Here is a 24505-nt window from a genome sequence, read left to right on the forward strand (position 1 = left end):
GGGCAGGGGGTCGGTCCGATGCGTGCGCGGTCCGATGAACGCGCGGTCCGATGAGTTCGCCCGGTGGAGGGAGTCTCCCCTCCGAACCGCACACTCGCCGAAGGTGGACCGATGACCACTCTGCACAGCACCCTGGAGAAGCATGTCGGCAACGGCTCGATGCCGGGAGCCGTGGGCCTGGTGGCCCATGACGACCGCGTCGAGGTGGCGGCCGCCGGCTCCACCGATGTCGAGGGCACGTCCCCGATGGCCAGGGACTCGATCTTCCGGATCGCCTCGATGACCAAGCCCGTCACCGCCGCGGCGGTCATGATGCTGGTCGATGACGGCCTGATCGCGCTGGACGACCCGGTCGGGCCCTGGCTCCCCGAGCTGGCGTCGCCGAGCGTCGTCCGTACGCCGGCCGGCCCGGTCGACGATGTGGTCCCGGCCGTACGGGCGATCACCGTGGCCGATCTGCTCACCTTCCGTGCCGGGTACGGGTTCCCGTCCGATTTCTCGCTGCCCGCGGTCGGACTGCTGTTCAGCGAGTTGCGGCAGGGATCGCCGCAGCCGGAGCGCGTGCCGGCGCCCCGGGCGTGGATGGCGGCGCTGTCCCGCATTCCGCTGCTGCACCAGCCGGGAGACGTCTGGCTGTACAACACCTGCTCCGACATCCTGGGCGTGCTGATCGCCAGGGTCGCGCGCCGTCCGCTGCCCGAGTTCCTGGCGGAGCGGCTGTTCGAACCGCTCGCCATGGCCGACACGGGATTCGAGGTACCGGCCGGCAAGCTCGACCGGTTCACCGGCTACTACGGGACGGGGCCGACGGGCGGCCCCGAGCTGATCGACGCCCCCGGCGGTCAGTGGAGCAGCCCGCCCGCCTTCCCGTCCGGCGGCGGCGGACTGGTCTCGACCGCCGACGACTGGTACGCCTTCGCCCGGATGCTGCTCGCCGAAGGGACGTTCGGCGGCCACCGGATTTTGTCGCCCGCGTCGGTCCGGCGGATGACCACCGACCATCTCACCCCGGCCCAGCGGGCGGCGAGCACGCTGTTCCTGGAGGGCCAGGGCTGGGGTTTCGGCGGCTCGGTCGATGTCGCGGAGACCGATCCCTGGAATGTGCCGGGCCGGTACGGCTGGGTCGGCGGTACGGGCACGGCGGGGCATCTCGTCCCGTCCACCGGGACGGTCACGATCCTGCTCAGCCAACTGGCGATGACCGGCCCGACCCCGCCTCCGCTGATGCGTGACTTCTGGCGGTACGCGGCCGGCGCCCGAGCCCGCGCCGCCACCCCGGACGAGTAGGTCCCGGGGGACGAGCAGCTCCCGGGCCCGCGCCGCGGTCACCAGAACGTCAGCAGCAGATGGTTGACGAGGAGAGCCAGGCCGGCCTGGGCCGCGAGCCAGCCGCGGTGGTCGCGGGCGGGCAGCAGCGCGGCCGCGGCCGGCAGCCAGAGCGTGAACGGCAGCCAGATGCGCTCCGTCTCGGCCTTGCTCATTCCGGAGAGATCCGCGACCAGCAGCGCCAGGAGCATGGCGGCCACCAGCAGGGCGACCGTCCGGTCGGTGCTCCTGGGCCCTGTCCGGTGGCCCCGGCGGGAGCCCCGGGCACCGCGGACGGCGGCCGGCAGGCGCCGGATCCCGGCGACCGCGGCGAGTCCCGCCGCGATCACCACACCGGCTCCATTGGCCCATACCCAGTAGCCGTAGGGGCGCTCCCTGGCCACGCCCTGGTAGTAGCGCTCCACCAGCAGTCCGTACGCCTCCCACCAGTGGAACCCGGCCAGCAGGAACACCATCGCCACCGCCGCGAACCCCAGCACCGCGCACCCCACCACCGGCAGCGGCCGTGCCGTACGGGCGAGGACGAGCACCGCCACGGCCGGGAAGACCATCAGCGTCAGCCCGTACGACAGATGGACCGTCACCCCGAACAGCAGGCCGGAGCCGAGCGCCGCCGCCCAGGGTGCGCGGACGGTTCGGGTGGCCGCGAGCGCCAGCAGGGCGAGCGCCCAGGCGGCGACGGCCGCGAAGTAGCCGTCGGCGGAGGCGCCGACCCATACGGCGCCCGGGGCGAGGACCAGGAAGGGGGCCGCGGCGCGTGCCGCGCGTCCGGCGCCCAGCGCGCGCAGCGTGACGAGGACGGCGGCGGCCGTCGAGGCGCCGGTGACCACGCAGAACGCGCCCGCCCACGCGCCGCCGCCGAGCCCGATCCGGTCGAGTCCGACGAAGGTCAGGACGGCGCCCGGCGGATGGCCCGCGATGTGGGTCGGCCAGTTGTCCGGCGGGCCGATCAGGATGTGCCGGGTGAAGTCGCGCAGGGTGGCGGGGATGTCGTCGAACCGGTCGACACCGCTCAGATACTCGTGCCGGGTGGTCAGCCGGCCGGCCACGCCGCGCTGCCAGCCGTCCACCAGCGCCAGTGACCAGGTCCAGGCCAGCGCGGCGGCCCAACTGGCCCAGGTCAGCCGGCGCCAGGACAGCCGCGCGGCGAGGGACGGGCCGTAAACGATCACCGCGACGGCGGTCAGCAGCGCCGGGAGCGTCCCGGGTCCGAGGTGCGGCATCCACTGGGCCAGCAGGGGCGGCCAGCTGACATGCAGCGTCCCGTCGTAGTGCTCGATCAGGGTGCCGGCCACGGCGGCGACGGCGAAGAGCAGCGCGCCCGCCGCGGCCGCCATCAGGTCGGGGCGACGGCCGGAGCGCTCCGCGGGGGCGGGCGGGGCGCACGCGGCTTCCAGGGCTTCCAGGGCTTCCGGAGTCTCCGGCGTTTCCGGCGTTTCCGGCGCTACCGGCGCTACCGGCGTCTCTGGCGGTGCCGGCGCTACCGGCGTCTCTGGCGGTGCCGGCGTTTCCGGGGTTTCTGAGCTTGCGCCGGGGCGGGGTAGCAGGGTCACGGCGTCACGTTAGGCACGCGGTCCCCCGTCAGGGTGCGAGCGACAGGCCACGTCATCAAACCGTCAGATCTCCGCCGTCCGGGTCGGCCGGGCCGACGTCAGGGTTTCGTCATGAGTCGAAACAGCCTCCCGCGCGTTCCGCGCCCTACGGTCGCCGGTATGAAAGTCCCCGCCCGCCTCACCCCGCCGTGGCGAAGCCCGTTGCGTGGGCCCTGGCTGACCTCCGTCTTCGCCGTAGTCCTGCTGATCGGTATCCCCGTCCTCTTCCTGACGGGGCTGGTGTCCTATCTCGCCTACAACCCCGACCTGTCCCCGGTCAATGACAAGACCCCGGACAAGGGGCTGCTCGGCTTCTATCTCTTCGACTGGCCGACCGACCCCTACTGGCTCTACCGCGTCACGCAGGGCGTGCATGTGACGCTCGGGATCGTGCTCGTACCGGTGCTGCTCGCGAAGCTGTGGTCGGTCGTGCCGAAGCTGTTCGTGATGCCGCCGGTGCGCTCACTGGGCCACGCGCTGGACCGGCTGTCGCTGCTGCTCCTCGTCGGTGGCGGGCTCTTCGAGTTCGTCACCGGCGTGCTCAACGTCCAGTTGGAGTACATCTTCCCGGGCTCGTTCTATCCGCTGCACTTCTACGGCGCGTGGGTGTTCATCGGGGCGTTCATCGCCCATGTGGCCCTGCGGCTGCCGCGTACGGTGCGGGCGCTGCGCGGCCGGAATCTCCGCGCCGAGCTGCGTACTCCGGTGGCGCGGACCGTACCCGAGCCGCTGGACGAGACCGGTCTTGTCTCCCGCGATCCGGCGCCGCCCACCCTCTCGCGGCGCGGCGCGCTCGGGATGGTCGGGCTGGGTTCGCTCGCGCTGTTCGTGGTGACGGCCGGTCAGAGTATCGGTGGCTCGCTGCGCGGTACTGCGCTGCTCGCCCCGCACGGCCGCGAGCCCGGTCCTGGTCCGAACGGCTTCCAGATCAACAAGGGGGTGGCGGCGGTGGGGATCCGGGCGCGGGACATCGGTCCCGACTGGCGGCTGACCGTACGGGGCGGCGGCCGGGAGACCGTACTGTCCCGGGCCGAGCTGGAACGGCTACCCCGGCACGGCTCCGCGCTGCCGATCGCCTGTGTGGAGGGCTGGTCCACCTCGGACCAGCGGTGGGACGGGGTCCGGCTGACCGATCTCGCCGCCCTGGTGGGGCTGGGGGACGCGCCGCCGAGCGTGTTCGTGGAGTCGGTGCAGTCGCACGGCTCCTTCCGCTCGGTGGCACTGCGGGACAACCAGGTACGGGATCCGCGCTCGCTGCTCGCGCTCCGGGTCAACGGCGCGGAGTTGTCGGCGGATCACGGTTATCCGGCACGGATCATAGTGCCGGGCGCGCCGGGTGTGATGAACACCAAGTGGGTCCGCCGGCTGAGTTTCGGGGAGTCGTCATGGCCCGTATGAGAAAGCCGCGGCCGAACTGGTGGAAGCTGCGCCGTCATCTGGACGTGCGTCGGCGCTTCCGCCGGCTGTACGGCGAATCGCCGGGCCAACTGCTCCTTCTGCTGGCCTCGTTCGCGCTCTGCGGATACGCCGGGATCCGGCTGCTGGGGGGCGACTGGCCACTGATCCTGCTCTGGTTCGTGGGCGCGGCGGTACTGCACGATCTCGTGCTGGTGCCGCTGTACACGCTCGGCGACCGGGCCGTCAGGGCGGCCGTGGGACGGCGTCGGCGGCCGGTGCCGCGCGTGGGCGTCAACTACGTACGTGTTCCGGCCTTCCTCTCGCTGCTGTTGCTGCTGGTGTACTGGCCGCTGGTGCTGCGGACCCCGGAGCCGTACGAGCCGGCCACACGGCTCGATATCGATGTCTTCCTCGGCCGTTGGCTGCTGATCACCGCGGTGCTGTTCGCGCTGTCCGCGGGCTGGCTGCTGGTCCGGACGTGGCCGGATCTGTGGTCCCGCCGCCCGAACCTGCCGTGGCGGCGGCCGCGGACGGGCCGGTTGTCAGACCCATGACCCAGACTTGAGGGCCCGACAGATCCATCGAGAGGAAGCCCGGATGACCACCACCACGTCCCTCACATCGAGCACGTCGGGTGAGTGCACCGCCGCGCGGGCCTATCTGCGCCTCCTCGCGGCCGTGCGCGCCGTGCTGGACGACCCGCTCCAGACATCCCTCGCGGCGCCGCTGCTCGCCGCCCCGATCGCCGAGGCGGACGAAGCGCTCGACGCGGCGGGCCTGGCGGGCAACGAACGGGAGTTCCTCCATCTGGTGGCCGCGCAGGCACTGGATCACCGGCCCCACACATGACGGCACGGCGGCGGACGCTCTCCCGGGCGCCCGCCGCGTGTGCCCGCCTGCAGTCAGCCGCGCGTCAGCCGCAGTGTGACCAGTTCGAACGGGCGCAGCGCCAGCTGGACCGATCCGTCGGCCGGCTCGGGCGGCTCCACATCCGCCAGCGGACGCTCCAGCAGATCGGTCACGGCCAGTGCGGTGGTCGCGAAGCCGACATCGACCCGTACCTTGGCCCGTCCGCCGGTCGACTCGTAGAGCCGTACGACCAGATCGCCGCTCTCGTCGTCGGCCAGCTTGACGGCGCTGACGACGACGGCATCGTTGTCGACGCTCACCAGCGGGGCCACCTCGGCGTCGCCCGGGATCCGGCGCTCCGGCAGGTTCACGCGGTAGCCCTCGCGGACCGCGTCACCGATCGACGCGCCGGGCGCCAGGGCGTGCCGGAAGCGGTGGACGCCCTGGTCGGTCTCGGGGTCGGGGAAACGCGGGGCGCGCAGCAGCGAGACCCGGACGGTCGTGGTCGTACCGGCGTCCGAGGCGCGGACCGTACGGGTCACGTCATGTCCGTACGTCGAGTCGTTGACCAGCGCGACGCCCCACCCCGGCTCCTCCAGATGCACGAAGCGATGGTTGCACGCCTCGAACTTGGCCGCCTCCCAGCTGGTGTTGGTGTGGGTGGCCCGGTACACATGGCCGAACTGTGTCTCCGACGCGTACCGCTCGGCGTGGACATCCAGCGGGAAGGCCGCCTTGAGGAACTTCTCGGTCTCGTGCCAGTCCACCTCGGTGTCGATGTCGAGCCGCTTGACCCCGGGGGCGAGCGTCAGCAGCTGCGTGACCTTCGAGGAGCCGAAGCCGCGCACGACCCGGACACCGACCGCGCCGGCCGGCAGCGCGTCGGCCGAGGGGTCACCGCCCTCGACCGGGGTGAGTTCGTCGAGGTCGGTCAGATCGGTGACGGTGTTCCGGTAGAACTCGTCCACGTCCCACGCGTCCCACTGGTTCGGGAAGTCGGGGTGGATCTGGAGGAGGTTGGCCGCCTCGCCCGGGGCGACGGCCTCGCGCTCCGCGCTGACGTCGTAGACCGACACCACCAGACCGCGGTCGTCGATCTCCACCTCGAGGAGCCCGTTGCTGAGCACATGTCCGCCGCCCTCGCGCGGCGACAGCTGCGCGCTGCGGTTCCCGCCGACCGGTCCCGCCGCACCCGCCGGGACGCCGCCGCGCGCGTGCGGCGCGGAGTTGAAGAGCAGGGTCGTTCCGCCGGAGGCGTCCCCGGCGAGGGCGCGCTGCGCCGTGTCCACGATCCCGTTCAGCTCGGCCGCGACGGCCGCGTACGTCTTCGCCGCCTCGCGGTGCACCCAGGCGATCGACGAGCCGGGCAGGATGTCATGGAACTGGTGGAGCAGTACGGTCTTCCAGATCCGGTCCAGCTGCTCGTACGGGTACGGCGCGCCGGTGCGTACGGCGGCGGTCGCGGCCCACAGCTCGGCCTCCCGCAGCAGATGCTCGCTGCGCCGGTTGCCCTGCTTGGTCTTCGCCTGACTGGTGAGGGTGGCGCGGTGCAGCTCCAGATACAGCTCGCCGACCCAGACGGGCGGGTTGGGGTACTCCGCCTCCGCCTTGGCGAAGAACTCCCCGGGCGTCTCCCACTCGACCGTCGCGGAGCCTTCGAGACTGCGCAGCCGGGCCGCCTTGGCGATCATCTCGCGGGTGGTGCCGCCACCACCGTCGCCCCAGCCGGTCGGCGCGAGGGAGTGCCTGGCGACGCCCTTCTCCTTGAAGTTCTTCGCGGCGTGGGCGATCTGCTGGCCCGTCATCGAGCAGTTGTAGGTGTCGACGGGCGGGAAGTGGGTGAAGATGCGGGTGCCGTCGATGCCCTCCCAGCGGAAGGTGTGGTGCGGGAATTTGTTGATCTTGGACCAGCTGATCTTCTGGGTGAGCAGCCACTTGGACCCGGCGGCCTTGATGATCTGCGGCAGTCCCGCCGCGAAGCCGAAGGTGTCCGGCAGCCACGCCTCGTCGTTCTCGATGCCGAACTCGTCGAGGAAGAAGCGCTTGCCGTGCACGAACTGCCGGGCCATCGCCTCCGAGCCGGGCATATTGGTGTCGGACTCCACCCACATACCGCCGGCCGGTACGAACCTGCCGTCGGCCACCGCCCGCTTGACCTTGGCGTAGACCTCGGGCCTGTGCTCCTTGATCCAGGCGAACTGCTGCGCCTGCGACATCGCGAAGACGAACTCCGGCTCGTCCTCCAGCAGCGCGGTCATATTGGCGGTCGTACGGGCGACCTTGCGTACCGTCTCGCGCAGCGGCCACAGCCAGGCGGAGTCGATATGGGCGTGGCCGACCGCGCTGAGACGGTGGGCGGTCGACGGCGCGGGGATCGCCAGGACCTCGGCGAGCCGTTCCCTGGCGGCAGCCGCGGTGCCGTTCACGTCCTGGAGGTCGACCGCGTCGAGCGCACGGCTGATCGCGCGCAGGATCTCCCAGCGGCGGGCGCCGTCGACGGGCAGCTCGGCCATCAGCTCCCCCAGCACCTCCAGGTCCTGGATCAGCTGCCAGACGGTCTCGTCGAAGACCGCGAGATCCATCCGGGCCAGGGTGTACTGCGGGTCGCTGCCCGCGGTCTCCTTGTCACCGAGCCGGGTCGGCAGGAAGGGGTGGTAGTCGAGGATCACCGGGTTGGACGCGGCCTCGACATGGAGGAGCACCTCTTCGCCGCCCGCGACGGGCGCTCCGATCCGTACCCACTGGTTGCGCGGGTTGAGGCCCTTCACCGGGGTGCCGTCGGGCCGGTAGACCAGGCCCTCGCACTGGAAGCCGGGCATGTTCTCGTCGAAGCCGAGGTCGAGGATCGCCTCGACCGTACGGCCCGCCCACTTCTCGGGGACGGTGCCGGAGACCCGGAACCAGCTGGTGCCCCAGGGGGCGCCCCACCGGTCACCGGTCTTGACCGGCTCGGCCGGGCCTGCGAGGCCCTCTTCGACGGGTACGGGTTCGCCCGGCGCGTTCCAGACGGCGACGTCCAGAGGTATCGATTCGGGGTATACGGCGGGCCGGATGCGCTCGTCGAGGACGCGCTTGAGGCGGGCCTCCACCAAGCTGCGGTCGTCGTGCATGAAGGGGTGCTCCTGAGGTGCGTGTGGGTGCGGGCTACCGGGAAGGGTCAGGGACTACACGTACACGGATCACGGGATACTGGCCATGGGGAGGGACTGGGTCCTGTCCGTTTCCCCCGGCCCCGGACTCACCGGACTCACTGGTCTCACCGGACCTGGTCCGGATGGACGACCTCGGTGATGTGGCGGCCCGCCAGATGTTCCGTGTCCTCGGCGCGGCTCGCCAGGACGGCGGTGGGGCGGACGCCGGCCTCGGTGAGCCGCGCGAAGGCCTCGAAGAACGCCCCTCCGGGCCGGCAAGTGCTCCGGGCCGACGGCGCGTGCTCGCCGTCTCCGGTCGAGTGGTCCGCGGTCTCGTCGTCTCCGATGTCGACCACGAGCGCGGTGGTGCGGGGGGCCGGGCTGTACGTTCTGCCGCGCCACTCCTCGACGATCCGGGCGATGGACTCCCCGGCCGGCTTGACCTTCCGGTCGTTCGTCAGCAGGCCGAGGCTGTACTCCAGTTCGGGGAAGTCGGCGAGCGAGCGCGACACATCGTGCGAACACCACCAGGTGACGCCCCAGACATCGGGGCAGTCCAGCGCGTTGGCCACGGTCGCCTCGGTGAACGCGGCGGCGTGCTCGGCCGGGATCAGCGGCGCCGGGGCACCGACCTCCTGGAGCCAGACCGGCCGGTGCGGTTCCAGCGCCCACGCCTTGGACAGCTCGATCAGATAGGCGGCGTGGTGCTCGGTGGCGGTGCCGGTCCGGCCGTGCCGCTGCGCGGTGCCGTTGAAGACCCAGGAGTGTACGGCGGTGACGGCGCCGATCCTGGCCGCGTGCGCGGGGGTGAAGGCGTGCTTGTCCTGGTACCAGGCGGCGTCGTACTCGGCGTGCAGATGCAGCTTGCCGGGCGCCCCCTCCTCGCAGGCGTCCAGCAGCCGGCGGAGCCAGTCGGCGGCCTGCGCCGGGGTGATGGGGTCGGGATCGGGGTGCGGCGGCCCGGAGAACTGGTTGATCTCGTTGCCGATGGTCATGCCGATGAAGTTCGGCCGGTCGGCGAGCGCGGCGGCGAGCGTACGGAGATACTCCACCTGACCGGCGACGACATCGTTGTCAGTGAAGATGTTCCGCCGGTGCCAGGTCTGGGTCCAGGCGGGCAGGAAGTCGAAGCTCGACAGATGGCCCTGGAGTCCGTCGACATTGACGTCCAGACCGCGTTCGGCGGCGGCGTCGGCGAGCTGGACGAGCTGTTCGACGGCGCGGGGCCTGATCAGCGTGCGGTTGGGCTGGAAGAGCGGCCAGAGCGGAAAGACCCGGATGTGGTCCAGGCCGAGTCCCGCGATCGAGTCCAGGTCGGCGCGTACCTCGTCGAGATCGAAGTCCAGCCAGTGGTGGAACCAGCCCTGGCTGGGCGTGTAGTTGGCGCCGAAGCGCGGCGCGGGAGTACTCATACTGGCGACGTCGTCCTGGTTTCTGTGGTGCGTTGGACAGCGGGCGGGCGTACGGGGGGAGCGGGCGGTTGTACGGGATCTGCGGCCGGGCCTGTTGTCAGCCTTTCACGGCGCCTTCGCCGACGCCTCGGAAAAAGTATCGCTGGAGACAGGCGAAGAGCACGATGAGCGGCACCACGGCGATGACCGTACCCGCGGCGACCAGCCGTGGATCCTGGGCGAAGGTGCCGTGCAGATAGTTCAGTCCGATGGTCAGGGTGAAGTTCTCCGGGTCGCTGAGGACGATCAGCGGCCAGAGGAAGTCGTCCCAGGCGCCCATGAAGGCGAAGATCGCCACCACCGCGAGGGTGCCCTTGACCGACGGCAGCGCGATCCGCAGGAACCGCTGCCAGGTGTTGGCCCCGTCGACGAAGGCCGCTTCCTCCACCTCGTGCGGCAGATTGAGGAAGGCGTTGCGCATCAGCAGGACGTTCATCGCGCCGATGGATCCGGGCAGCAGCACCCCGAGCAGGGTGTTGTTCAGACCGAGATCACGCATGGTGGTGAACTGGGCGATGATGATGCCCTCGACGGGCACGAGCATGGCGAGGATGAACGCGAGGGTCGCCGCGCGGCGGCCTCGGTAGCGCATCCGGGCCAGCGCGTAGCCCGCCAGCGCGGCGCCGACGCAGTTGGTGATCACATTGGCGGAGGCGACCTTGAGGGAGTTGAACGCGTAGTCCCATACCGGGATGATCTCGGCGACCCGTCCGAAGTTGTCCAGCGTCGGCTCGCTCGGGAGGAACTTCGGCGGGGAGCTGTAGATGTCCTCGTGCATGCCCTTGAGCGAGGTGGACAGCTGCCACACGAACGGCCCGATCATCACGGCCAGCATCACGAGCAGCAGGGCGTACCGCAGGGCGAGCTGCCAGGGCGCGATGCGCCGGCCGTCGGCCTCGACGGTCCTCGGAAAGCTCACGCGTCCTCCTTGCGGTCGGCGCGGAGCACCAGCAGCATCAGGGCGACCGTGACGACGAAGACCACCACGGAGATGGCGGAGGCGTAACCGACCCGGCCGCTCAGCCCGGTCCCCACGCGCTGGACGAGCATCACCAGCGTGGTGTCCTCGCCCGCCGGGCCGCCGCTGGGCCCGGCCATCAGATAGACCTCGGAGAACACCTTGAAGGCGGCGACCGAGGACAGCGCCCCGACGAGGACCATGGTGGAACGGACCGCCGGTACGGTGACGGTGATGAAGCGGCGGATGGCGCCCGCCCCGTCGACGGCGGCGGCCTCGTGCAGCTCGCGCGGTACGTTGGCCAGCGCGGCCAGGTAAATGATCATGTAGTAGCCGAGGCCCTTCCAGACCGTGACGGCCATCGCGCTGAACAGCAGCAGCCACTGGTCGCTGAGGAAACCGATCCTGCCGACGCCCACCGCCTCCAGCACCGCGTTGATCAGCCCCCGGTCGTCCAGCATCCACACCCAGATCAGCCCGACCACCACGATCGAGGCGACCACGGGGGTGTAGAAGGCGGAGCGGAAGAAGGTGATGCCGGGGATGTCGCGCTGCACGAGCAGCGCGAGCAGCAGGGGCAGGATGATCAGTGCCGGGACGACCCCGACGACATACAGCGCGCTGTTGCGCAGGCCGATCCAGAACATCTCGTCCTGGATCAGTTCCCGGAAGTTGGCCAGCCCCACGAACTCGCCGGGGACCAGGGCCCGCCGGTCGGTGAAGGAGTTGACCAGTGTGCTGAAGAACGGGTAGAGGCTGAAGGCGCCGACGATCAGCAGTCCCGGCGCCGCGAACAGCCAGGGGCTGAAGGGCAGTTGGCGTCTGATGCGGGTCGCGGGGCCGCGGGGCCCACGCCCGGAGCCGGGGCTCCGGAGCGCGGTCCCCACCGCGGCCGCGTCCGCGGAGAGCGCCCTGGGGGCGGTGGTGCTTTTCATGGTGCGGGGCTCGGCTCTCAGCTCTGTTTGAGCAGGGTGTCGCAGGCCTCGACCGCGCGGTCGAGCGCCTCCTGGGGGCTCTGCTTGCCCTGGAGCGCCTTGGCGACCTGGTTGCGCAGCTCGGTCTTCATCTGCTCGCTGAACAGGACGGGCGTGTAATTGACGGCCGTCTTCAGGGACTTGGCGGCGGCGACGCGTACACGTGTCTCGTCGGTGCCGTCCTCCTTGGTGAAGTACGGGTCGTCCAGGGAGCCCTTGGTGCTCGGGAAGATGGCGACCTGCTTGGCGAACGACATCTGGCGGGTCGCGTCGGTCACGAAGTGGGCGAACGCCACGGCGGCGGGCTTCTGCTCGGTCTTCGCGTTCACCATGACGCCCATGACGTACATGTTGACCTTGCCGGTGCTGGTGACCTGGTCGGTGATCCCGATGTTCTTGTAGAGCGTCGGGGCCTTGGTCTTGAAGTTCTCCAGGTCCAGCGCGCTGCCCGGGTTCATGGCCACGGACTCGGTGAGGAACTTGGTCCCGGAGGACTCGGGGGTGGCGGTGAGCGCCTGCGGGTCGAGCGCCTTCTTGTCGAACAACTCCTTGTAGCGGGTGAGCATTTCCACCCCCTTGGCGTCGTTGAAGGCGAAGCCGGTGCCTTCCTTGTTCATCAGCTGGACGCCGTAGCGGCCGAAGTCCTCGATGGTGGGCACCTGTGCGAGCGTGGCGATCTCGCCGTCGCTCTGCTCGGCCAGCTTCAGCCCCTGGTCGAAGACCTCGTCGTAGGTCGTCGGCGGCTTCTCGGGGTCGAGTCCCGCCTCCTCGAAGAGCCGCTTGTTGTAGAACATCGGGCCGGTGTTCAGGTACCAGGGGAAGCCGTACGTCCCGTCCATGCCCGGAATCTGGTGGCTCTGCCACGCGCCCGGCAGATACTCGTCGCGGAACGAGGCCGCCGTCTCGTCCTTGTCGAGGTCCAGCGCGAGCCCGGCCTTCGCCAACGGGGTCACCAGGTCGGGCGAGACATTGACGACGTCCGGCAGCGTGCCGCCGGCGGCGTCGGCGCTCAGCTTGTCGGCGTAGCCCTCGGCGGGCCGGTCGACCCACTTCACCTCGGTGTCGGGGTACTTCTTCTCGAAGTCCTTGATGACTCCGTTGAAGTAGTCCTTGAAGTTGGCCTGGAGGTTCCAGGTCTGGAAGGTGATCTTGCCCTTGACCGGGCCCGAGGCGTCGGAGGAGTCGTCACCGGAACCTCCACTGCAGGCGCTGAGCGGCAGAACGGTGGCGAGAACAGCGGCGACAGCGACTGCTCTTCGGGAGATGCGCACGGAGAACGGCTCCTTTGCTCGGACCAGGCGTGCGTACGGCCAGCCGGAGCTTCGGGCCACGGCTGCGAATTTCAAGCAGACCTTGCAATGCGTTCGGGTGAAAGTCAACACATTCGGGCGACAAAGGCCTGTCATCCTGACATCACAGCAGGTCAGATCCGTTCTTTTGCTTTCCTTGCGATATGACACTAATGCGCTTTAGGATGCTCGGACTCAAGCGCATTAGTACGGGGTCCACATGGCTCGTCCGGTACGGCCGGAAAACCCTGCGATGCCCCCGTTGCACACCCGGGACCGGGAGCGCGGACGCGACGGGGAACGCGAGAAGAGAGGCACACGGGTGGCAGCGAACCCGCCGTCGGACAGGGGCACGCCCACGCCCAGACGTACTCCCCCGCGCCGTCCGACCATGAAGGACATCGCCCAGCGCGCCGGTGTCTCGGAGAGCGCGGTCTCCTTCGCGCTCAACGACCGCCCCGGCGTCTCCGAGGTGACCCGCGACCGGGTGCGCCGGGTCGCCGAACAACTGGGCTGGCGGCCCAGTACCGCCGCCCGCGCGCTGTCGGGCGAGGGCTCGGCGACGGTCGGCCTGGTGCTGGCCCGTCCGGCGGCGACCCTCGGTGTCGACTCGTTCTTCCTCCAGCTGATCTCCGGCATCCAGGAGATCCTGTCAGAACGTCAACTCGGCCTGCTTTTCCAGGTGGTGGAGGATGTGCACGCCGAGTGCGCGGTCTACCGGCGCTGGTGGGCGGAGCACCGCGTCGACGGCGTACTGGTCGTGGACCCCAGGACCGACGACCCCCGGCCCGATCTCCTGGACGAGCTGGGACTCCCCGGTGTCGTCATCGGCGCGCTGCCCGCGGGTGATACGGGCCGCCACCCCGGCCTGTCGCAGGTACGGGCCGACGACGCGGGCGCGATGGCCGCCATCGTGGGCCGGCTGCACGAGTTGGGGCACCGGCGCATCGTCCATATCGCGGGGCTGTCCTCGCTCGCCCACACCGAGCGGCGCATCCGTTCGCTGCGGATCGAGGCCGACCGGCGCGGGCTGCCCGAGGCGCGCTCGCTGACCACGGACTACTCCGACACCCAGGGCGCGGCGGTGACCCGCCGGGTGCTGGAGGAGGACCGCCCGCCGACGGCCCTGATCTACGACAACGATGTGATGGCCGCGGCCGGGGCGGCCGTGACGACGGGGCTCGGTCTCTCCGTACCCGGCGATGTCTCGGTCATCTCCTGGGAGGACTCGGCCCTGTGCCGGCTGGTGCGCCCCTGGCTCACCGCGCTCTCCCGTGACTCGGTCGCCTTCGGCCGGATCGCCGCGACGGAGCTGGCCGCGCTGCTCGACGGCGGCGGGGCGCGCACCGTACAAGTGCCGCTCCCCCGGCTGATCGAGCGGGAGAGTCTGGACCGGGCGCGGGCGTAACGCGCCGGAAATACACCGGCGCACGACCATTGACACCCGAAGAGATCAAGTGATCTATTCACTTCATGAGTCGCAGTGAACTGTCACTGTCCGAGCATCTGGCGGACAGCATCGTCGAGATCATCCGTACCGAACGGCTGGTCCCCGGGGACGCCCTGGCGTCCTCGCGTGATCTCGCCCGCCGGTTCGACGTCACCACGCCCACGGTCCGTGAGGCCCTGCGCAGGCTTGAGGCCACCGGTGTGGTGGAGTTCCGGCACGGCTCGGGAACGTATGTGGGAGCGGGCAGTGAGCGACGTCTGCTCGCCAACCCGCACCTTCCGCGCGGCAGTCGCGAGTCGGTGCTCGAACTCGTCGAGGCGCGACTGGTCCTGGAACCCGCCGTGGCCGCCGCCGCGGCGCGTACCCGCGTACCGGAGGCGGTGGAGCGGTTGCGGACCGCGGCGGCCAACGCGCTGCATCCGCCGCGCGAGTCCCTGCGGGCGTCGGTGCACTTCCACGTGGCGCTGGCCGCCGCGAGCGGCAACGCGCTGCTGCGCGAGACCGTCGAGGCGCTGCTCCAGGTCAGAGCGTTGGAGCAGGTCGAGATCCGGCATCGCTACAACGACCGCCCACGGGACCACGCGGAGCATGTGGAGATCTTCGAGGCGGTACGGGACGGGGACGCGGACGCGGCCGAGCGGCTGACCCGGGAACATCTGGGCTCCATCCGCGAGGCGGTCCTCGCCGCCGATTTCCCGGACACCGGGACGGCGACGGCGAACACCTCGGCAGCGGACACCGGCACGACGGCGCCCCTGGAAGACAGCGCGGAAACAGATACGGAGATCCGCCGATGAACCCCGCACAGCCGGTGCGACTCGCCGAGATGACCACCGAAGAGGCTGCCACCGCCGTCACGGCGAGCCCCGTGGTGATCATCCCGGCGGGCGCGTTCGAACAGCACGGTCCGGCAATGCCCCTGGCCACGGACACGATCCGGGCCGAGGGCGTGGCCGAACGCGTGGCCGCCGCACTGGCCGGCCGCGCGGTGATCGGCCCCCCGCTGCCGGTCGGGGTCTCCCCGCACCATCTCGCCTTCGCCGGTACGGTCACGCTCACCACCACGACCCTGGCCGCGGTGGTCCGTGAGTACGTGGAGAGCCTGTACCGGCACGGCTGGCGGAAGGTGCTCGTCATCACCGGCCACGGCGGCAACAACGCCACGCTGTCCACCGTGGCGCAGGATCTGCTCACCACCCACCCCGATCTCCAGTTCGCCTGGACCCCCGTCACCGCGCTCGCGGCCGATGTCGTGTCCGGGATGGGGGTCAGCGAGGTGCACGGTCACAGCGGCGAGGCCGAGACCGCGCAGATGCTCCATCTCGCGCCCGGACTGGTGCGCACCGACCGCCTCACCGCCGGTACGACCTCCACCGCCCAACTCGATCCGCTCTCCCGGCTCTCGCGCCACGGCGCCCACCCCGCGCTCGCCGTGCGCTACGACCGGCTCAGCCCCAATGGCATCCTCGGTGACCCGCGCCGGGCGACCACCGAGGACGGACAGGCGGTCGTCGACGCCGTCGTGGTCCGTATGGTCGCCTTCGTCAAGGAGTGGCTGGACGTCTGAACCGGGCGCCCGCGCCCGCCACTTCCCCGCAGACGGCACCGCGCCGCCCACGCCGCGGCGACGGCGTGCGTGGTGCCGTAGGCAGCACCCGCCCGCACCCGCCGGGTCCGTACGACACCCCTCGCGCACCACCCCGCGCGCACCACCCGCGCGTGAGCCCCCCCCCCCCCGCATCGGTCCTCACGCATCGCGCCTCCGAGCCGCGATCCCGCCCCGCCGCATGGGGCACCCCCGTTGAAATCCAATGAGCCGTCCGCCGCCCCAGGCGTCCGGCAGAAGGAGCCTGCCATGAACTCCCTCCAGCGGATGGCCACAGCCGCCGTGGGCCTCGTCCTGTGCCTCACGGCGACCGGAGCGACGACCGGGACCGCTACCGCCGCCCCCGAATCGCGGGGCTCGTCGAAGACCGTCTGCCGGCCGCCCGCCCCGCAGGAGCCCGGCACCAGCGCGTCGCACACGATCAGCAGCGGCGGCCGGGACCGTGCGTATCAGCTCCATCTCCCGGCCGACTACGCCAAGAAGCGTGACTGGCCGGTCGTCCTCGCCTTCCACGGCCGGGGCAACACCGGTGCCGGGACGGAGGAGTTCTCCAAGCTCTCCACCCTGCCGGCCGTCGTGGTCTATCCCGACGGGGTCATCGGCACCGGTGACGGGGACCGCCAGGCGTGGCAGGGCGCTCCGTACGCGGCGGCCGGGGTGGACGACGTCCGGTTCACCGAAGACCTGCTCGACCAGTTGGAGTCCACGCTGTGCGTGGACGAGCGGCGGGTGTACGCCACCGGGAAGTCCAACGGGGCGGGGTTCGTCTCCACCCTGCTCGCGTGCCGCCTGGCGGACCGGATCGCCGCCATCGCGCCCGTGGCCGCCGCCCTCTATCCCACCGGTGAGCCGTGCGAGCCGTCCCGTCCGGTGCCCGTCATCGAGTTCCACGGCACCGGTGACGTCACCATCCCGTACGCCGGGGACGCCGACCGCGGACTCCCCGCCATCCCGGACTGGGTGGCGCAGTGGGCCGAGCGCGACGGCTGCTCCTCCCGCGCCCGTGACCGGGTGACCGAGCCCGACATCACCGTCTCCCGCTGGCGCGGCTGCGACCGGGGGGCCGAGGTACGGCATGTCGCGGTCACCGGCGGCGGACACACCTGGCCCGGCGCCGACATCTACAGCGGCGGCGGCTACACCACGCAGACCATCGAGGCGCACGAGGTCATGTGGCAGTTCCTGCGCACGTTCCGTACCCCCGCGTCCCCCCGTCACTGAGACCCGCCCCCCCCCGCCGACCGCAGGAACCGAGCAAGGAGCCCGCTCCCATGTCCACGCCGCCACCCGCGCCACCCGGCAGACCCGCCCCACCACCCGCGACCGACGACGGGACCCGGCTCCCGCTCATCGTCCGCGCGATGGCCGTCATCGAGCGGGCGGGCAACGCGCTGCCGCACCCGTTCTGGCTCTTCTGGATCCTCTCCGCGCTGCTCGCGGTCATCAGCGCGATACTCGCCGCGGCCGATGTCTCCGTCGTCTCCCCCAGCGACCACAAGACCGTCACGGTGCAGAATCTGCTCAGTGGTGACGGGCTGGCCATGGCCGTCTCGACGATGATCGAGAACTTCGCCACCTTCCCGCCGATGGCCACCATCGTGGTGGTGATCATGGGTGTCGCCGTGGCCGAGCGCACCGGCTTCCTCGCGGCGCTGATGCGGGTCGGCGTCTCGCGGGTACCGGCCTCGTGGGTGGTGTTCGCCGTCGCCTTCGCCGGCACCGTCTCCCATGTCGCCTCGGCCGCCGCCTACATCATCCTCGTACCACTGGGCGGGCTGGCCTTCCGGGCCGTGGGGCGCTCCCCGATCCTCGGCATCGTCGTCGCGTACACCTCCATCGCCTCGGGGTACGACGCGAGCCCGGTCCCCACGCCCAACGACGCCATCTTCGCCGGGATCACCACCGCCGCGGCGCGGATCGTGGGCGGCGACGACGCGTATGTGTCGCCGCTGAGCAACTGGTTCTTCAATATCGCCTCGTCGCTGCTGCTGGCCCTCGTCATCACGCTGGTGACGAAGTTCGTCCTGAGCAAGCGGCCCGATCTCGACGCGGACCCCGACGCCGATCTGGAGGACCTCGGCACACTCGGCCTCAGCGCCCGGGAACGCTCGGCGCTGCGTGTGGCCGTACTCGCCCTGCTGGCGGCGCTCGTGGTGCTCGTCGCGGTCATGGTGCCCGAGTCGTCGCCGCTGCGCGGTGAGGGCGGCAGCATCGTGGAGTCGCCGTTCCTGGACGGCATCGCGGCGGTCGTGGCGCTGGTCTTCGGGCTGGTGGGCATCGTGTACGGGTACCGCTCGGGCTCCGTCACCTCGGCCGCCGACATACCGAAGCTGATGGGCCGCGGCATCATGCAGATGGCGCCGGTGCTGGTGCTGTTCTTCGCGATCGCCCAGTTCCTGGCGTACTTCGACTGGACCCATATCGGTGATGTGCTCGCGGTCAGGGCGGCGGAGGCGCTGGAGCAGAGCGGGATGCCGATCGTCCTGGTGTTCCTGCTGATCCTCGTCCTGCTGACGCTCGTCAATGTCATGGTCACCAGCGGGTCGGCGATGTGGGCGATGTGCGCGCCCGTTCTGGTGCCGATGCTGATGCTGGTGAGCGTGCCCGCCGAGACGACCCAGGCGCTGTTCCGGATCGCCGACTCGGGGTCGACCGCGATCACCCCGATGAGCCCGTACTTCGTGATGGCTCTGGGCTTCCTCCAGCGCTACCGCAAGAGCGCGGGAATCGGCACGCTGGCCTCCTACACGCTGCCGCTGGCCGTGGCCATGACGGTCGCGTGGACCGCGCTGTTCCTCGTCTGGTGGGCGGTGGGCATTCCGCTCGGCCCGGGGGCTCCGGTGCGCTGAGCCGGCACTCGGGAAGAGGGGAGGGCCGGGGAGGCCCTCCCCTCTCAACGGCCGTGCTGGGGCTGTCGGCTGTGTCGCGACCGTCGGCTGTACTGTGACCGTCGGCTGTGCTGTGGGTCAGTCCCAGGCGTAGCCGTCACCGAACAGGAGCGTGTGCTCCAGCACATCCTCCATCGGGTCGTCGATCTGGCCGGTATGGATCAGCGCGAACCGCGAACCGTTGTGGGAGTCGCGGTGCGTCTCGTCCGCGCTCGCCGCGCCGGCCGGCCCCCCGGTCACCACCGCCGTCGCCGCGATCCCGACCGCCCACCGGGAGATGGTCCTTGTCGTGCCCTTCACTGTTCGCTCCTCACGCTCATGCCCCTCGGACAGCGGTACCTTTCATTCCGTTTATCTGTTGGGCGGACCAAAAGGTCACGCGGATCATCGGAGAATTTCCCGCCCCGTATTGCGGCGGTGTGAAGAACCCCGCATGGCGGTTGACGGAGCGATCAGGCCGCTGCGACTCTCCGGGCATGTCCGTGGCACCCGTTCCTCCGGCCGAATCCGCCCACTCCGCCCACTCCGCCCACTCCACAGAGTCCGCTGAATCCGCGGAGTCCGCGGAGTCCGCTGAATCCGTGTACGACCGGACGCGGCTGCGCCAGTGGCGGCGCGGTCGGGCCCGCTCCGCCGGGATCGAACGCCGCGATCTGCTACGGCTGTTCGCGGCGGCGTCCACCGCCGGACCGCTCACCGCGGCGGCGCCGGGCAACGCGCGGGCCGCCTCGCCGACGACCCCGAGCCCGGCGGCTCCGGCGGTACCCGTGGCGGCCCCCGGCATCGTGAAGCCGCTGCCGTCCGAGGTGTTCAGCATCCGGGGCACCAACGCCGAGACCAACTTCGCGGCGCTGCGCACCACCGGCCCGTACACGCCGGCCGGCCACTTCTTCGTCCGCAACCACACCGTCACCCCCCGGATCGACGCCGCCGCCTGGACATTGACGATCTGGGGCAGCGGACTGCGCGGCGGCCCCGTGGACTTCGGCTACGACGAGCTGCGCGCGCTCCCGTCCGTGACCCGCACCGCGTTCATCGAGTGCGCGGGCAACGGCCGCAGTTACTACGCCACCCAGCAGAACCAGCAGGTGTCCGGTACGGCCTGGACCCTGGGCGCCATCGGGGTCGGACGGTGGCGCGGGGTGCGGCTCGCCGAGGTGCTGCGCCGCGCGGGCCTGAGCCCCGACGCCGTCGACATCCTGCCGCGCGGCCTCGACGACGAGGTCATCAGCGAGGGAACGAATCTGGGCCGGGTGCGCCGGCCGCTGCCGGTGGCGAAGGCGCTGGACGACGTACTGCTCGCGTACGAGCTGAACGGCGAGCCGCTGCCGCCCGACCACGGATATCCGGTGCGGCTGATCGTCCCGTCCTGGGTGGGCATCGCGAACATCAAGTGGCTCGGTGACATCGAGGTGAGCACCGAGCCGCTGTACAGCCCCTGGAACACCACGCTCTACCGGTTGTTCGGCGCCGGGTATCCGCCCGAGGGCAGTGCGCCGCTGACCCGGCAGACCCTGAAGAGCGCCTTCGAGCTGGCGGACGGCGCCACCGTGGCCGCTCATCGGCCGCGGGTGCTGACCGGGCGCTCCTGGTCGGGCGGGGCGCCGGTGCGGTCGGTGGAGATCAGTACCGACGGCGGGACGCGCTGGCGGCGCGCGCGGCTCCACGACGCGCCCCGGCGCGGCAGTTGGGTCCGCTGGTCCGCCGACTGGACACCGGGCGGTCCTGGCCCCGCCGTACTGCTGGCGCGCGCGACGGACGACTCGGGCCGCGTCCAGCCCGAGGTGGCCGTCCACAACACGCAGGGTTATCTCTTCGACGCCGTGGTACGTCACCGGGTGACCGTCGTCTGACCGGGAGCGCCGGACGGCCGGTCGCGCCCACGCGGCCGGCCGTCCTCAACAGCGCCCGAGGGCGCGGGGGATGTTACTTGACGGTACCGCGCTCACCTCGTTCCTCGCCCTTCGAGCGACGGTCGACGGAACGTCGGTCGAGGGACCGCCGCTCGGCGAGGCGCCGGTCGGCGGCGGCGATGGGTTCGGAGTCCCACCCGGAGTCGTCCGAGCCACCGCCCGGACTCGGGGCCCGGCGACGGAGGTTCGACGCGTCGGAGCGTGCGGCCTCGGCGCGGATCATGGCGTTGAGCGCGGCGAAGGGGTCAATGGGCATGGCTGTGTCCTCACGGTGAGAAGGTGCTGAAGAACGCGACTGCTGTGGTCCGAAAGGCACTTCAGAGCCGGGCGAGGCACTGAAGGGCGGGACCTGTCAGCAGCGCAGCACCACACAGCGCGGCGTGACCGGCGCGCGCGGCGGCCAGACCGGAGCGCACCGTCCGACGTACGGAACCCGTACCCGCTCGCCGAACAGTCCGGTCCGGGGCAGGGGCTGTTGGGGCTCCCTGCCCGTCCGCTCGGTCCTGGCCGGGGCGGACTGCTCGGTCTCGGCGGTGTCCTGGTGTCCCTCGCCGGCCGGGTCGCGCGAACCGGACGCGGGCGGCAGGGATTCGGGGTCCCGCATCGCCGCGGAGGACGGCGCGATCGACATGGCCAGGAAGGCGATCAGCACCAACAGCGCCACCAGGGCGGCCGGGCGCGTGGCGGCGCGGACAACCGCGGCGCGGGTGGGAACGGACGTGGCACGCTTCATGGGCACGACCTCCTGGACAACGCACCTCTGCCCAGAAACACACCCACGCGGTCCTGCTACCGGCGGAAACCGCTCACACGGGGTACGCGGCCTACGCCCGGTCCTTCTCCTCCTCGGCGGTTCGTGCTTCGTCAGAGCGCGTATTCGCCACGGGAACGGACACCGTTCCCAACGGCACCTGTGGTCCGCTGCCCTCCCTCAGCCACCGTCTGAGCACATGATGCACCCGCTCGGCGCCCACGAGTTCACCGTTGTCGGGGACCGGCGCGGAGAGCGCCAGCGGCGACAGCAGGAAGGGCCGCGCCTGTTCGCCGCCGAGTCCGCCGTGCGAGCCGATCTGTTCCTCGAAGGCGTGCACGCGGCCCGTCGCCGGGTCGTACATCGAGTTGACCATGATGTCCGCGACATGTGGGAAGGAGTCCGTGCGCCGTACGGCGTCGGCCGCGCCGGGGCCCATACCGGCGAGCGGACCGCTGTCGTCGAGCGCGTCGAGCGGCACCTCCGCCCCGCCGGGGCCGAGCACCACCGAGCCGTGTTCCTCGCTCCGTACCAGCAGGAAGCCGATCCCCGGATGGCCGGCGAGGGTCCGCAGCAGCGCGGGATGGCGCCGGTCGATCTGCTCGCGGCTCATCCGCTCCGGCACATCGGGGAAGGAGATCAGGGCGAGATTGCCGGAAGCGAGGACAACCGGGTCCGAGCCGAGCGCCGGCTTCTCGTCGGCACCCTCGGGCTCGGGCCGGTGCAGCGCGCCGAGGACGGCGTGCCGGGCCGCGTCGCGGGCCTCCGCGCCGCTCTTCGTACGCTCGGCCCGGCGCGGCACGGGCAGTCCGCAGCCGGCCCTGACCAGGTCCTTGAGGCTGAGCCCGTACGCCCCCTCGAAGGTCTCGCCGGGGCTCTGTCCGTGGTCGGAGAGCAGCACGATCCGGTACGTACGGGGTGCGTGCTCGGCGGCCCTGGCGATCAGTCCGACCGCGCGGTCGAGCCGGGCGAGGACCCGCTCGGCGTCCCGGCTGTGCGGTCCCGAGTGGTGGGCGACCTCGTCGTACGCGACGAGGTCGGCGTAGACGGCGGTACGTCCGGCCAGCATGTCGCCGATCACGGCCGTGACCACCACATCACGCTCGACGACGGTCGCGAAGGCCCGGATGAACGGATAGAGCCCGCCCCGGCCGACCCGCGGCCGGTCGTCGCGTATCCGCGCGCGGGTCGATTCGGCGATCTCGCGGCCGACGTCGGCGACGAACGAGACCACCGTACGGACGGCGTTGGCCGGGTCGGAGAAGTAGGCGAAGTAGCCGGCGCGGGAGCGGTTGGCCCGGCCGCGCCGCGCGGCGATCGACAGCACCAGCGCGAGCTGGTCGGCGCCGCCGCTGAAGAGATTGCCGCGGCTGGCGCCGTCGAGGGTGAGCAGACCCCCGTCGCTGGTACGGGCGATGGCGCGGCGCTGGAGTTCGGCGGCGCTGGCGGGCCGGTTGCTGACCATGATCCGGCCGGTGTCCTTCTCGTACCAGCGGAAGGCGGGGACGTCGTGGTTGGAGCCGTGCAGGATGCCGAGCTGGCTGGCGCCCGTCTGGCTGGACCAGTCGGTGCGCCAGGGCGTGAGCCGGTGGGTCGGCCGCGGGGCGCCCGGCGCGCTGTCCGCCGGGCCCCCCGGAGAGACGCGCGCCGGGTCGTCGGCCGTACCGCACCCGCCGTCCGGGTCCGGTGGGCGCACGCCCAGCCAGCCGGCGACATACGGCATCACCCCGGCGGCGACCGCGTCCAGCAGCACCTGGTGCCCGACCCCGTCGAGTTGCAGGAACACCGTGCCGGGCGGTCCACCGTGCCCGCCGTCCTCACCGCTCCTGCGCCGCCGCCGGTCCGCGAGGCGGGAGAGCCGGCGCCGGTAGGCGTCGTCGTCACCGACCGCGAGCGCCGTCGAGGTCGCGGAGGCGACGGCGGACATCACGGCCGCGACCACCACGGCGGTCTCCGGATTGGCCGCCCCGCGCCCGTTGGGGATGAGCCAGAGCGCGATCAGCAGCAGCGAGCCGTTCAGGAAGAACACCAGCAGACCGAGGACCAGCGCGGGAACGAGCAGCAGCGCGCGTACGAGCAGGGGCCAGACCAGCGCGCTGAGCAGGCCGAACGCGCCCGCCCCCCAGGCCGCGGTGATCGCGATCCTGGTGATGCTGTCCCGGTTGTCCGACTGAAGCTTGAAGTCCGGCAGGAGCCCTGCCAGCGCCAGCATCGTCAGCGTGGAAACCGCCCATACGACGACCACCCGCAGCAGGGCTCCGCCTGTCGTACGCCACCGCCCCTTGAACACGTCGCTCCGTCACCTCACGTCCTGGCCCGTACGCACTCACGTCCTGGCCCGTACGCACTCACGGGCTCGGCCCAGCCTCGCACAGAGCGACGTCGAGTCCCCCGGGGTCCGGGGACACAGGCGGGTCAGCAGCCGTCGTACCCGGCCGTGGGCATCGAGAGCCTGCGGTGCACGTCGGCCTTCATGGCGGCGTCGTACAGCGGTTCGTCCAGTCCGACGGTCTCCAGCGGTACGCCTCTGCGCGCGCACTCCGCGGAGAAGACGGACACCGAACTGAACGCCCGTTCGAGAACGCGCTCGTTCGCCGCGACGAAGAGATCCACCAGCCCCGCCTCGACATCCCCCCACAGTCCGCAGTGATCGGGGCGCAGCCCGTAGAGGAGCAGCTGCCGGGTCACGAGATACCCCTTGTCCTCGGCCCAGCGCGCGCACATCGTGTGCTGGCCGCGGGTGTCCACGAGGAAGGGATCGCGGTCCAGCTCCTCCAGCGGTGTCAGGCTGGCGATCACGGCCACTCGTACCTCACGCATCCCTGCCCCCGCTCCCCCGGCTCTCGTCTCCGTCCGCAGACCCTACTCGGCGCACGCCCCCGCGAGGCAGGCGCGTGCCGGGCGGTCAACGGCGCGCGACCAGCGCATC

At 71.2% G+C, this 24505-nt stretch carries 21 protein-coding genes; 10 read left to right on the forward strand and 11 right to left on the reverse strand.

Going from position 1 to position 24505, the window contains the following annotated elements; genetic code table 11:
- The first annotated feature begins 111 nt into the window (after positions 1-111).
- Positions 112-1287: a serine hydrolase domain-containing protein gene (locus ACIRQP_RS22830; protein WP_403892928.1), complete on the forward strand. Its 1176-nt coding sequence runs from the start codon at positions 112-114 to the stop codon at positions 1285-1287.
- A 38-nt stretch (positions 1288-1325) separates the two neighbouring features.
- Here ACIRQP_RS22830 and ACIRQP_RS22835 read toward each other — a convergent pair whose 3' ends face one another.
- Positions 1326-2663: a hypothetical protein gene (locus tag ACIRQP_RS22835; protein ID WP_403892930.1), complete on the reverse strand. Its 1338-nt coding sequence runs from the start codon at positions 2661-2663 to the stop codon at positions 1326-1328.
- 375 nt (positions 2664-3038) lie between these two features.
- On the opposite strand from ACIRQP_RS22835, the gene ACIRQP_RS22840 reads away from it, so the two are divergent.
- The 3 genes from ACIRQP_RS22840 to ACIRQP_RS22850 are packed head-to-tail and all read left to right on the forward strand — an operon-like array spanning position 3039 to position 5165.
- Complete coding sequence (locus ACIRQP_RS22840) at positions 3039-4316, forward strand: molybdopterin-dependent oxidoreductase (protein ID WP_403892932.1); 1278 nt, start codon at positions 3039-3041, stop codon at positions 4314-4316.
- The gene (locus tag ACIRQP_RS22845) at positions 4313-4870 is read left to right on the forward strand and encodes a hypothetical protein (RefSeq protein WP_403893068.1); all 558 of its coding nucleotides are present in this window, start codon (positions 4313-4315) and stop codon (positions 4868-4870) included. The genes ACIRQP_RS22840 and ACIRQP_RS22845 overlap by 4 nt, the downstream gene beginning before the upstream one ends.
- 43 nt (positions 4871-4913) lie before the next feature.
- On the forward strand, positions 4914-5165 hold the full coding sequence (locus ACIRQP_RS22850; protein ID WP_403892934.1) for a hypothetical protein: 252 nt from the start codon (positions 4914-4916) through the stop codon (positions 5163-5165).
- A gap of 53 nt (positions 5166-5218) precedes the next feature.
- Here ACIRQP_RS22850 and ACIRQP_RS22855 read toward each other — a convergent pair whose 3' ends face one another.
- The 5 genes from ACIRQP_RS22855 to ACIRQP_RS22875 all read right to left on the reverse strand — a co-directional run bounded on the left by ACIRQP_RS22855 (position 5219) and on the right by ACIRQP_RS22875 (position 12950).
- Complete coding sequence (locus ACIRQP_RS22855) at positions 5219-8275, reverse strand: alpha-mannosidase (protein ID WP_403892936.1); 3057 nt, start codon at positions 8273-8275, stop codon at positions 5219-5221.
- A gap of 146 nt (positions 8276-8421) precedes the next feature.
- Positions 8422-9708: a glycosyl hydrolase gene (locus tag ACIRQP_RS22860; protein WP_403892938.1), complete on the reverse strand. Its 1287-nt coding sequence runs from the start codon at positions 9706-9708 to the stop codon at positions 8422-8424.
- A 97-nt stretch (positions 9709-9805) separates the two neighbouring features.
- Positions 9806-10666, reverse strand: a complete 861-nt coding sequence (locus ACIRQP_RS22865) for a carbohydrate ABC transporter permease (protein ID WP_403892940.1) — start codon at positions 10664-10666, stop codon at positions 9806-9808.
- Positions 10663-11640, reverse strand: a complete 978-nt coding sequence (locus ACIRQP_RS22870) for a carbohydrate ABC transporter permease (RefSeq protein WP_403892942.1) — start codon at positions 11638-11640, stop codon at positions 10663-10665. The genes ACIRQP_RS22865 and ACIRQP_RS22870 overlap by 4 nt, the downstream gene beginning before the upstream one ends.
- A 17-nt stretch (positions 11641-11657) precedes the next feature.
- Positions 11658-12950, reverse strand: a complete 1293-nt coding sequence (locus ACIRQP_RS22875; RefSeq protein ID WP_403892944.1) for an ABC transporter substrate-binding protein — start codon at positions 12948-12950, stop codon at positions 11658-11660.
- 409 nt (positions 12951-13359) lie between these two features.
- Between ACIRQP_RS22875 and ACIRQP_RS22880 the strand changes: the two genes are divergently transcribed.
- From ACIRQP_RS22880 to ACIRQP_RS22900, 5 genes are all read left to right on the forward strand, one after another.
- Positions 13360-14376: a LacI family DNA-binding transcriptional regulator gene (locus ACIRQP_RS22880; RefSeq protein WP_403892946.1), complete on the forward strand. Its 1017-nt coding sequence runs from the start codon at positions 13360-13362 to the stop codon at positions 14374-14376.
- A 65-nt stretch (positions 14377-14441) separates the two neighbouring features.
- Entirely contained in the window at positions 14442-15215 is a 774-nt protein-coding gene (locus tag ACIRQP_RS22885; RefSeq protein WP_403892948.1) for a FadR/GntR family transcriptional regulator, read from the forward strand.
- Positions 15212-15985, forward strand: a complete 774-nt coding sequence (locus tag ACIRQP_RS22890) for a creatininase family protein (RefSeq protein ID WP_403892950.1) — start codon at positions 15212-15214, stop codon at positions 15983-15985. The genes ACIRQP_RS22885 and ACIRQP_RS22890 overlap by 4 nt, the downstream gene beginning before the upstream one ends.
- A 288-nt stretch (positions 15986-16273) precedes the next feature.
- Positions 16274-17245, forward strand: a complete 972-nt coding sequence (locus ACIRQP_RS22895) for an alpha/beta hydrolase family esterase (RefSeq protein ID WP_403892952.1) — start codon at positions 16274-16276, stop codon at positions 17243-17245.
- Positions 17246-17295: 50 nt separating this feature from the next.
- Positions 17296-18873: an AbgT family transporter gene (locus tag ACIRQP_RS22900; protein ID WP_403892954.1), complete on the forward strand. Its 1578-nt coding sequence runs from the start codon at positions 17296-17298 to the stop codon at positions 18871-18873.
- Positions 18874-18990: 117 nt separating this feature from the next.
- Here the strand turns inward: ACIRQP_RS22900 and ACIRQP_RS22905 are convergent, their stop codons facing one another.
- On the reverse strand, positions 18991-19191 hold the full coding sequence (locus ACIRQP_RS22905; protein WP_403893069.1) for a hypothetical protein: 201 nt from the start codon (positions 19189-19191) through the stop codon (positions 18991-18993).
- A gap of 197 nt (positions 19192-19388) precedes the next feature.
- Here ACIRQP_RS22905 and ACIRQP_RS22910 point away from each other — a divergent pair, with 197 nt between their 5' ends.
- Positions 19389-20765, forward strand: a complete 1377-nt coding sequence (locus ACIRQP_RS22910) for a sulfite oxidase (RefSeq protein WP_403892956.1) — start codon at positions 19389-19391, stop codon at positions 20763-20765.
- Positions 20766-20838: 73 nt separating this feature from the next.
- Here the strand turns inward: ACIRQP_RS22910 and ACIRQP_RS22915 are convergent, their stop codons facing one another.
- The 4 genes from ACIRQP_RS22915 to ACIRQP_RS22930 all read right to left on the reverse strand — a co-directional run bounded on the left by ACIRQP_RS22915 (position 20839) and on the right by ACIRQP_RS22930 (position 24396).
- The gene (locus ACIRQP_RS22915; protein WP_403892958.1) at positions 20839-21081 is read right to left on the reverse strand and encodes a hypothetical protein; all 243 of its coding nucleotides are present in this window, start codon (positions 21079-21081) and stop codon (positions 20839-20841) included.
- Positions 21082-21177: 96 nt separating this feature from the next.
- Positions 21178-21558 (reverse strand): hypothetical protein, encoded by a 381-nt coding sequence (locus tag ACIRQP_RS22920; RefSeq protein WP_403892960.1) that lies wholly within the window; start codon positions 21556-21558, stop codon positions 21178-21180.
- Positions 21559-21649: 91 nt separating this feature from the next.
- Positions 21650-23866: a phage holin family protein gene (locus ACIRQP_RS22925; RefSeq protein WP_403892962.1), complete on the reverse strand. Its 2217-nt coding sequence runs from the start codon at positions 23864-23866 to the stop codon at positions 21650-21652.
- 125 nt (positions 23867-23991) lie between these two features.
- The gene (locus tag ACIRQP_RS22930) at positions 23992-24396 is read right to left on the reverse strand and encodes a hypothetical protein (RefSeq protein WP_403892964.1); all 405 of its coding nucleotides are present in this window, start codon (positions 24394-24396) and stop codon (positions 23992-23994) included.
- Positions 24397-24505 lie beyond the last annotated feature (109 nt).

It is taken from the genome of Streptomyces sp. NPDC102274, from assembly GCF_044766385.1.
Lineage (GTDB): Bacteria > Actinomycetota > Actinomycetes > Streptomycetales > Streptomycetaceae > Streptomyces.

Excerpts from the sequence above, each read along its gene's own strand:
- ACIRQP_RS22830 (WP_403892928.1), top strand. The coding sequence starts at position 112 with ATGACCACTCTGCACAGCACCCTGGAGAAGCATGTCGGCAACGGCTCG.
- ACIRQP_RS22835 (WP_403892930.1), bottom strand. The coding sequence starts at position 2,663 with ATGGCGGCCGCGGCGGGCGCGCTGCTCTTCGCCGTCGCCGCCGTGGCC.
- ACIRQP_RS22840 (WP_403892932.1), top strand. The coding sequence starts at position 3,039 with ATGAAAGTCCCCGCCCGCCTCACCCCGCCGTGGCGAAGCCCGTTGCGT.
- ACIRQP_RS22845 (WP_403893068.1), top strand. The coding sequence starts at position 4,313 with ATGAGAAAGCCGCGGCCGAACTGGTGGAAGCTGCGCCGTCATCTGGAC.
- ACIRQP_RS22850 (WP_403892934.1), top strand. The coding sequence starts at position 4,914 with ATGACCACCACCACGTCCCTCACATCGAGCACGTCGGGTGAGTGCACC.
- ACIRQP_RS22855 (WP_403892936.1), bottom strand. The coding sequence starts at position 8,275 with ATGCACGACGACCGCAGCTTGGTGGAGGCCCGCCTCAAGCGCGTCCTC.
- ACIRQP_RS22860 (WP_403892938.1), bottom strand. The coding sequence starts at position 9,708 with ATGAGTACTCCCGCGCCGCGCTTCGGCGCCAACTACACGCCCAGCCAG.
- ACIRQP_RS22870 (WP_403892942.1), bottom strand. The coding sequence starts at position 11,640 with ATGAAAAGCACCACCGCCCCCAGGGCGCTCTCCGCGGACGCGGCCGCG.
- ACIRQP_RS22880 (WP_403892946.1), top strand. The coding sequence starts at position 13,360 with ATGAAGGACATCGCCCAGCGCGCCGGTGTCTCGGAGAGCGCGGTCTCC.
- ACIRQP_RS22885 (WP_403892948.1), top strand. The coding sequence starts at position 14,442 with ATGAGTCGCAGTGAACTGTCACTGTCCGAGCATCTGGCGGACAGCATC.
- ACIRQP_RS22890 (WP_403892950.1), top strand. The coding sequence starts at position 15,212 with ATGAACCCCGCACAGCCGGTGCGACTCGCCGAGATGACCACCGAAGAG.
- ACIRQP_RS22895 (WP_403892952.1), top strand. The coding sequence starts at position 16,274 with ATGAACTCCCTCCAGCGGATGGCCACAGCCGCCGTGGGCCTCGTCCTG.
- ACIRQP_RS22900 (WP_403892954.1), top strand. The coding sequence starts at position 17,296 with ATGTCCACGCCGCCACCCGCGCCACCCGGCAGACCCGCCCCACCACCC.
- ACIRQP_RS22910 (WP_403892956.1), top strand. The coding sequence starts at position 19,389 with ATGTCCGTGGCACCCGTTCCTCCGGCCGAATCCGCCCACTCCGCCCAC.
- ACIRQP_RS22915 (WP_403892958.1), bottom strand. The coding sequence starts at position 21,081 with ATGCCCATTGACCCCTTCGCCGCGCTCAACGCCATGATCCGCGCCGAG.
- ACIRQP_RS22920 (WP_403892960.1), bottom strand. The coding sequence starts at position 21,558 with ATGAAGCGTGCCACGTCCGTTCCCACCCGCGCCGCGGTTGTCCGCGCC.
- ACIRQP_RS22930 (WP_403892964.1), bottom strand. The coding sequence starts at position 24,396 with ATGCGTGAGGTACGAGTGGCCGTGATCGCCAGCCTGACACCGCTGGAG.